The organism is Neorhizobium sp. BETTINA12A (assembly GCF_023006485.1).
GTDB lineage: Bacteria > Pseudomonadota > Alphaproteobacteria > Rhizobiales > Rhizobiaceae > Neorhizobium.
The window spans coordinates 1-8,358 of record NZ_JALBGW010000192.1; the positions used below are offsets into that span (position 1 = coordinate 1).

At 61.9% G+C, this 8,358-nt stretch carries 8 protein-coding genes; 7 read left to right on the top strand and 1 reads right to left on the bottom strand.

The window, feature by feature from the left end; translation table 11 throughout:
* The 6 genes from MOV61_RS26360 to MOV61_RS26385 form a co-directional block, all read left to right on the top strand.
* Positions 1-330, top strand: a 330-nt coding sequence (locus tag MOV61_RS26360) for a LysM peptidoglycan-binding domain-containing protein (RefSeq protein WP_247138705.1), incomplete at its 5' end; no start/stop codon positions are given.
* A gap of 207 nt (positions 331-537) precedes the next feature.
* Complete coding sequence (locus tag MOV61_RS26365; RefSeq protein ID WP_038541582.1) at positions 538-828, top strand: GIY-YIG nuclease family protein; 291 nt, start codon at positions 538-540, stop codon at positions 826-828.
* A gap of 506 nt (positions 829-1,334) precedes the next feature.
* Positions 1,335-2,024, top strand: coding sequence for a hypothetical protein (locus MOV61_RS26370; protein ID WP_247138706.1), 690 nt, complete (start codon positions 1,335-1,337; stop codon positions 2,022-2,024).
* A 350-nt stretch (positions 2,025-2,374) separates the two neighbouring features.
* Entirely contained in the window at positions 2,375-4,264 is a 1,890-nt protein-coding gene (locus MOV61_RS26375; RefSeq protein ID WP_247138707.1) for an ABC transporter ATP-binding protein/permease, read from the top strand.
* An 11-nt stretch (positions 4,265-4,275) separates the two neighbouring features.
* Complete coding sequence (locus MOV61_RS26380) at positions 4,276-4,416, top strand: hypothetical protein (protein WP_157885094.1); 141 nt, start codon at positions 4,276-4,278, stop codon at positions 4,414-4,416.
* Between the two features lie 98 nt (positions 4,417-4,514).
* Entirely contained in the window at positions 4,515-5,537 is a 1,023-nt protein-coding gene (locus MOV61_RS26385) for an LLM class flavin-dependent oxidoreductase (RefSeq protein WP_247039606.1), read from the top strand.
* A gap of 83 nt (positions 5,538-5,620) precedes the next feature.
* On the opposite strand, the gene MOV61_RS26390 is transcribed toward MOV61_RS26385, so the two are convergent.
* Complete coding sequence (locus MOV61_RS26390) at positions 5,621-7,477, bottom strand: ABC transporter ATP-binding protein (protein ID WP_247138708.1); 1,857 nt, start codon at positions 7,475-7,477, stop codon at positions 5,621-5,623.
* A 291-nt stretch (positions 7,478-7,768) separates the two neighbouring features.
* On the opposite strand from MOV61_RS26390, the gene MOV61_RS26395 reads away from it, so the two are divergent.
* Positions 7,769-8,358: phosphatidylserine decarboxylase (locus MOV61_RS26395; protein ID WP_247138709.1), on the top strand; the 590-nt coding region annotated here is incomplete at its 3' end.

Genomic DNA, 8,358 nt, shown 5'->3' on the forward strand with positions numbered 1-8,358 from the left:
ATCATTGCTCGCGAACTGCACGGCGTCGAAGTGGCCACCGCCGCCCCGATGACCGCAACCGATGCCAGCGGCGCCCGCACCATCCAGCAGGAGGCGCTGACGCAGAGCGAACGCAGCTCGGTCATCATCCGCCGCGGCGACACGCTCTGGCAGATCTCCCGCCGCGTCTATGGCCAGGGCGTGCGCTATACGACGATCTACCTCGCCAACGAGGCCCAGATCCGCAACCCCGACGTCATCCAGCCCGGCCAGATCTTTGGCGTGCCGGACGAGGCCCTGCCCGACTCGGAAGAACTCCACCGCCAGCGGATGATGCATCGCCGGTCGTAAGGGGCGGGAGGCGCTTTCTCTGGTTAAGTGGGCGGGGCGGATAAGCCCTTGCGGGCAACACTTTCGGCCCTTCGGAGACGTTGCTTGGGACTGCGGCGGTTCTCCAAATTCCCTCATTCCTGTGCTCGTCACAGGAATCCAGCAGCACCGCGTCGGCGGTGCGAAAGACCACTTGCGCACGATAATCGCCGGCGCCACACTTCAACCATGAAGGGTTACGTCTACATTCTCGCCTCTAAACGCAATGGTACGCTGTATATCGGCGTGACGCGCGATCTCCCCGGCCGCCTTTACGAACACCAGAACGAACTCACACCCGGCTTCACGTCGAAATACGGGGTCAAGACGCTCGTCTGGTTCGAGGAATACGACCTCCTTGTCGACGCGATCACCCGCGAGAAGACGATGAAGAAATGGCCGCGGAAATGGAAACTCAATCTGATCGAGGAACGCAATCCGGATTGGGAGGACATCGCCTCGCATCTGCATTCGTTATGAAGTCGTTGGGGCAGAGTCCCCGCCGCGCAGACGCGCGGCTGCTGGATTCCTGTGACAAGCACAGGAATGAGGGTGGTTTAGGCCCAAGCCTTCACTCCAAATCCGATGTGTCTTCGGAAGCTAGTTTCGAGGTTGCTTTTGCAAAGAGGAACCCAGGTCTGAGGCGTTGCAGATAATCGCGGACAGCTCCCCTATCTCCCTCATTCCTGTGCTCGTCACAGGAATCCAGCCGCGCCGCGTCGGCGGAGCGAAAGACTCTTCCAGCGCATCTTCCCTGCCAAGAAACCGGGGGCGATTCCCCCGCCCCGTGAAAACGACCCAGCCCCTTAGCCACATTCACGTCCCCGTCCATCCCAGCCTCCCCAAAAGGCCCTTGGGCGGTAAAGCGGCCTCCGACTCCGTTTCGGCCAGCTTCGCGCAGGTTAGGGGGAATACCGCGGTGGTCAGGCGGCGTGCTCGCATATTATCTCCGGCTCTGATCCATGCCGCGCGGACAGGAGAATAAAATGGTTTCCAGCATTAATTCTATTCGGATTTGGTCCTCTCAGGCAGCTCTCAACGCATTCAAAGATGTCTCCGACAACCGGACGCCGGGCAGCTCGACGTCCGGCTCGTCCTCCTCGTCGCTTGCCGACATGCTGTTCCCGGGCAGCAACGGCGGAGACGACTATGAGGACGACAAGATCGCGGCGCTGATCGCCTCGCTGCAGCGGACGATGAACGGCACCGCGCCAGACGAGACGGCCGGCGACGGATCGGTCGGCGACATGTCCAGCAAGGCATTCATGAAGGCGTTGCAGGAGAAGCTGGACGCGCTGAAGGCGAACCCCGACAGCAAGGCGATGGCCGAGGCGATGCAGAAAGCGCTCGACGCCGGCACACTGAAGCTGACCGACGCGGTCGCCGGCGACCAGATCACCGCCTGGGATATTACCGACGGCAAGCAGACCTCGACCGGCGTCACCTCGGTCGACAAGTCCGACTGGACCCAATTCCTGAAGGACCGCCTGACGCGGGACGACGGCGGCAAGTTCGTGCGCAACGCCGACGGCAGCTATATCGAGAAGGCGACCGGGGCCAGCTCCTATTTCGGCATGGTCGGCGAGGCCTATTATTACATTTCCTGGCCGACGCCGGCAGCGACCACCAAGCCCGCCGCAGGCGCCACGCCCGCCGCCTCCGCCAGCACCAAGTGACACGACAGGCCAGGGCCGGGCGAAAATCCCGCCCGGCCTTCCTTCCGTCTTCCGCCCGGCCTTTGAACTTTCACGAAACCGTCATTGCAACATCCGCCGCCGAACCTTATGTGCGGGAGGCGTTTTGACGCGCCCGTTATCGGGACAGTCGTATTTGGGAACGCCTCTCATCCGCCTGCGTCCTGCGGACCCTCCCCTCCCATTTGAACGGGAGAAGGACGCAAGCCGCCGGCTTTCTGCTTCCCCCAGCGATGGTGCGGGACGCTTGAGGCCAGCGGCTTTTCGTGCCGAGGGTCGGAGCGAGAGGCAATTCCATATGCGGCTGACCCGCGCCCGCTCCGGAGACATCGATGGCGAATACCAAGAAGACCATTTCGGCGGATGCCAGCAATCCGCTCGGCACGCTCGTCAACCTGTGGCCCTATATGTGGCCCGAGGGTCGCGCCGATCTGAAGGCCCGGGTCATCTGGGCGACCTTCTATCTGTTCCTCGCCAAGTTCGTACTGCTGACGGTACCCTATTTCTTCAAATGGGCAACCGATGCGCTGAACGGCAAGCTGGACATGGCGGGCGTGCTGCCCGCCTTCCTGCTCGGCGCCGTGGTGCTGGTCATCGCGCTCAATTTCACCCGTATCCTGCAGGTCGGCTTGAACCAGCTGCGCGACGCGCTGTTTGCCTCGGTCGGGCAATATGCCGTGCGCCAGCTCGCCTACCGCACCTTCGTGCACATGCATCAGCTGTCGCTGCGTTTTCATCTGGAGCGCAAGACCGGTGGCCTGTCGCGGATCATCGAGCGCGGCACCAAGGGCATCGAAACGATCGTCCGCTTCACAATCCTCAACACCGTGCCGACGCTGCTCGAATTCCTGCTGACGGCGGTGATCTTCTGGGTCAGCTACGGCTTCTGGTATGTCGCGGTGACGGCGATCACGGTGGCGCTCTACATCTGGTTCACGGTGAAGGCCAGCGACTGGCGCATCGCCATCCGCCGCTCGATGAACGACAGCGACACCGACGCCAATACCAAGGCGATCGATTCGCTCCTCAATTTCGAGACGGTCAAATATTTCGGCAACGAGGAGATGGAAGCCAGGCGGTTCGATTCGTCGATGGCGCGTTATGAAAAGGCTGCGACCGACGTGTGGACCTCGCTCGGCTGGCTCAATTTCGGCCAGGGCGTCATCTTCGGCCTCGGCACCACCGTGATGATGGTGATGTCGGCGCTGGCCGTGCAGCGCGGCGAGCAGACGATCGGCGACTTCGTGTTCGTCAACGCGCTGCTCTTGCAGCTTTCCGTGCCGCTCAACTTCATCGGCTTCGTCTACCGCGAAATCCGCCAGGGCCTCACTGATATCGAGCAGATGTTCGAGCTCTTGGAAGTGCAGCCCGAGGTCGTCGACCGGCCGGATGCCAAGCCCCTCGACATCGCGCAAGGATCGATCTCCTTCAAGGATGTGCATTTTTCCTATGATACGGCCCGGCCGATCCTGAAGGGCGTCTCCTTCGACGTGCCGGCCGGCAAGACGGTGGCGATCGTGGGCCCCTCGGGCGCTGGAAAGTCGACCATTTCGCGCCTGCTCTACCGGTTCTACGACATCCAGGACGGCTCGATTACCATCGACGGGCAGGACGTGCGCGACCTGACGCAGCATTCGCTGCGCGCGGCGATCGGCATGGTGCCGCAGGATACCGTGCTGTTCAACGATACGATCGCCTACAACATTCGCTACGGCCGGCCAACAGCCAGCGAGGAAGAAGTGCTTGCCGCCGCAGACGTGGCGCAGATCGGCCACTTCATCACCGCCCTGCCGGACGGTTTCGAAACCAAGGTCGGCGAGCGGGGCCTTAAACTGTCCGGCGGCGAGAAGCAGCGCGTGGCGATTGCCCGCACCGTCCTCAAAGCTCCGCCGATCCTTATCCTCGATGAGGCGACTTCGGCGCTCGACACTACGACCGAACACGAGATCCAGTCGGCGCTCGACGTGGTCTCCAGGAACCGCACGACGCTGGTCATCGCCCACCGGCTCTCGACCGTCATCGGCGCCGACGAGATCATCGTCTTGCGCGACGGCCGGATTGCGGAACGGGGCACGCATAATGCGCTGCTTGAACAGAACGGACTCTACGCCTCGATGTGGAACCGCCAGCGCGAGGCGGTGCAGGCCGAAGAACAGCTGCGCAAGGTGCGCGAGAGCGACGACCTCGGCGTCGTGCTGCGCGGCGTTCCAGCGGCGGAATAATGGATAAAACGATGAAACGATACCTCACTCCCCGCATGCTCGTCCTCGGCAGCGTCGCTGTCGCCTATATGCTGGTGCTGATCTTCTTCGGCTCGCCGCTGCTTGCCTTCACCACCTGGATGGGCTGGGTCGATCCCCAGGCCGCGCGGTAAGCGGACGCACTGTTCACAGGGCGGCGTCTGTTCATGTCGCGGTCGAGATGCCATCTAACGTGTAACCTCAGACACATTAAATTCACGGTGGTAACATTATGAAAAAGATCGGCTTTCTCTCCTTCGGACACTGGACCCCCTCGCCGCAGTCGCAGGCGCGGTCGGCGTCCGACGTTCTCCTGCAATCCATAGATCTCGCAGTGGCCGCCGAAGAGCTCGGTGCCGACGGCGCCTATTTCCGCGTCCACCATTTTGCGCGGCAGCTCGCCTCGCCCTTCCCGCTGCTTGCCGCCGTCGGCGCCCGCACCAAGCGCATCGAGATCGGCACCGCCGTCATCGACATGCGTTATGAAAACCCGCTCTACATGGCGGAAGACGCCGGTGCCGCAGACCTGATCTCCGGCGGACGCCTGCAGCTCGGCATCAGCCGCGGCTCGCCGGAACAGGTGATCGACGGTTTCCGCTATTTTGGCTACCAGCCGGCGGAAGGCGAGACCGATGCGGATCTTGGCCGGCGCCATGCGGAAGTGTTCTTCGACGTGCTGCGCGGTGAAGGTTTCGCCAAGCCCAATCCGCGGCCGATGTTCCCCAACCCGCCCGGCATGCTGCGCCTGGAGCCGCATTCGGCGGGCCTGCGCGACCGCATCTGGTGGGGTTCGAGCTCCAACGCGACCGCCGTCTGGGCCGCCAAGCTCGGCATGAACCTGCAGAGTTCCACCTTAAAGACCGACGAGAGCGGCAAGCCGTTCCACATTCAGCAGGCCGAGCAGATCCGCATCTACCGCGAGGCCTGGAAGGAAGCCGGCCACGCCCACGAACCGCGCGTCTCCGTCAGCCGCAGCATCTTCGCGCTGATGAACGACACGGACCGCGCCTATTTCGGCGGCAGCGGCGACAGCCAGGACCAGATCGGCAATATCGACCCGCAGACCCAGGCGATCTTCGGCCGCTCCTATGCCGCAGAACCCGACAGGCTGATCGACCAGTTGAAGGCCGACGAAGCGATTGCCGAGGCAGATACGGTGCTCCTAACGGTGCCGAACCAGCTTGGCGTCGAGTACAATGCGCATGTGCTGGAGAGCATTTTGAAGCACGTGGCGCCGGGGCTGGGGTGGCGGTAACCAGGCGCAACCGCAACTAAACCTGGACAATACCTGACGACGGCTTGACGTACGGAGCCGTCGTCCCAGTGCACTCATACGCACTAGCTATCATCAGCATCCGCAATGTAACCACCGGTCTGTCGCTTCCAGAGCCGGGCATAGAGGCCATCGCGGGTCAGCAGCTCGTCTGGCGTTCCCTCTTCGACGATACGGCTTTTGTCGAGAACGATGATCCGATCCATTTTGGCGATCGTCGACAACCGGTGAGCGATCGCAATCACCGTCTTGCCGTTCATCAGCACCGCTAACTTATCCTGAATGGCTGCCTCAGACTCACTGTCGAGGGCGGAGGTCGCCTCGTCGAGCACGAGGATCGGCGCGTCCTTGAGAAGGACCCTTGCGATGGCGACACGCTGTCGCTGGCCGCCGGACAATTTGACACCGCGATCACCGACGAAGGCATCGTATCCTTTGCGCCCTTCGCCGTCGGTCAGTTCGGCGATGAAACCGTCGGCCTGGGCGGCCACGGCTGCCTGTTCTATTTCCTCCCGCGAAGCAGCGGGCCTTCCGTAGCGGATGTTGTCTCCGACCGAGCGATGCAGCAGGGCGACATCCTGCGAAATGACGCCGATCTTTTCCCTGAGACTTGCCTGAGTGACCGAGCGAATGTCCTGGCCGTCAATCAGGATCGAGCCGCTCGTCAGGTTATAAAATCGCAGAAGCAGGCTCACCAACGTCGTCTTTCCGGCCCCGGAAACTCCGACCAATCCGACCTTCTCGCCTGCCTGAACGTTCAAGGTCAGGCTATCGAGAACCTTTCGGTCGGCGCGATATGCAAAGCCGACATTCTCGAAGCGGATCTCGCCGCGGGAAACGACCAGCGGCGGCGCCTCCGGCGCATCGTTGATGGTTGGCGGCGTGGTCATCACCGGCATGGCATCACGGATGGTGCCGACTGCCTGGAAAATCTGCTGGCCCATCTGCAGAAATGCGCGGGCATTTCCCGACAGGCGCTGGGTGATATAAAGCGAGGCCACGAACTGGCCGGTGCTGACAAACCCGGCGATCATGCCCCAGAAACCGACGGTGAGCATGGCAAACCACAGGAGCACATTGAGCGTTGTGATGCCGGTGTCGGTCGTCAGGTAGATACGCCGTTCTTTCTGCTGGGTTTCCACGACGTTTGCGAAAACATTGCGCAAGGCGCCTGCTTCGCTGTCTTCCGCGGCGAATTGCTTCACCATCTGGATATTGCTGTAGAGATCAGTCATCGAACCCACGACCAGGCTGCGCTGGCGGGCCGAACGGCGGGAGCGCTCGGTGAAATGGGGAACCGCTATAACGGCAACGACAACGCTGGCGGCAATCCAGATAAGAACCGGCAGCGCGAGCGGCCAGGCCACGGTCCCGAGCAGGAACAGCGACCCGATAAACTGCACGAGGAAATGCGGGATCGTCTGGAAGGCCACGACGACCTGCTGCTGGACCGCGGATGCGACCTGAGACAGGCGCGAGGCCACCTGGCCGGCGAAAAGATCATGGAAGAACCCGAGGTCCTGCCTTTCCACGGCTTTGTGCCCCTGCCATTGAATTGCCACCGGCATGCAGACCGCGACCGCTTGCGAGGCAAGCGTATTGGCGAAAAATGCGAAGACAGGCAGAACCGGGAATAGCAGCACTCCCATGGCCACAAGCAGGCGCCACCGATCGTGGAGAAAGGCTGCGGCTCCGTTTGCCGCGACGCCGTCAACGATGATCGACAGGCTCCAGATCAGGAAAAGGTTGATGCATTCCACCAGCATGGCAAACACGGAGATGGAAATCAGAACCCCCCGGAACATTCTAATGAAGTGCAGGAGCAGCACGAAGGGGCCGCGGGAGGGCAGACGTTCATGGGGGATTTCGAGGGGCCGGATCAGGGTTTCGAAGGGGCGATAAACGAAATCTGAAAAGGACATGGCAGCTGAAAGACCATCTTGAGATTGAATCATCAAAAGAACGAGCTCGCCATTTAACCACAGATTGATATCGGGCGCGAAACTTCTCTAAGGTCGTATTCTCGGCAGGGGCTCGATTTCCTGTGCTCGCTTCGCACGACAACCGGTAGTGGCCGCCGTGCGGAACGACACAAGCGCGATCACCGCCAAAGCGATTGCGACCGAACCCGTCAGTTGGGTCTTGGAACCGCATTGCCGCAAAAACGGTTTCGCTGTAGTCAGGTGACCCTGACCATACGGGAGAAAACGTTGATCAACCTCTTCGACACCATCCGCAACACGCTCGTGCCGATCCATAAGGAAGGTTACATCTTCGTCGCCGCCTTCTTCATCGCCTCGCTGATCCTCGGTTATATCGCCGAGCCGCTGTTCTGGGTCGGCCTGGTGCTGACTTTATGGTGCGCCTATTTCTTCCGCGATCCGGAACGGGCGGTGCCGCAGGACGACGACCTGATCCTCAGCCCCGCCGACGGACGCGTCAGCCATGTCGCCATGGTGGTGCCGCCCACGGAGCTGCAGCTGGGCTCCGAGCCGATGCTGCGCATCTCGGTGTTCATGAACGTCTTCGACTGCCATATCAATCGCTCGCCGGTGCGCGGTCAGGTGTCCCGCATCGAGTATCGCCCCGGCCAGTTCGTCAATGCCGAACTGGACAAGGCGAGCGACGACAACGAACGTAACGGCCTGGTGATCGACACCCGCCACGGCAAGGTCGGCGTGGTGCAGATCGCCGGCCTGGTGGCACGGCGCATCGTCTGCTGGGTGAAGCCGACCGAACCGGTCAATGCCGGCGAACGGTTCGGCCTGATCCGCTTCGGCTCGCGGCTCGACGTGTTCGTGCC

Bases quoted from the DNA above. Each gene is read 5' to 3' on its own strand.
- MOV61_RS26380 (WP_157885094.1), top strand. From the start codon at position 4,276: ATGAAACGATACCTCACTCCCCGCATGCTCGTCCTCGGCAGCGTCGCT.
- MOV61_RS26365 (WP_038541582.1), top strand. From the start codon at position 538: ATGAAGGGTTACGTCTACATTCTCGCCTCTAAACGCAATGGTACGCTG.
- MOV61_RS26390 (WP_247138708.1), bottom strand. From the start codon at position 7,477: ATGTCCTTTTCAGATTTCGTTTATCGCCCCTTCGAAACCCTGATCCGG.
- MOV61_RS26375 (WP_247138707.1), top strand. From the start codon at position 2,375: ATGGCGAATACCAAGAAGACCATTTCGGCGGATGCCAGCAATCCGCTC.
- MOV61_RS26370 (WP_247138706.1), top strand. From the start codon at position 1,335: ATGGTTTCCAGCATTAATTCTATTCGGATTTGGTCCTCTCAGGCAGCT.
- MOV61_RS26385 (WP_247039606.1), top strand. From the start codon at position 4,515: ATGAAAAAGATCGGCTTTCTCTCCTTCGGACACTGGACCCCCTCGCCG.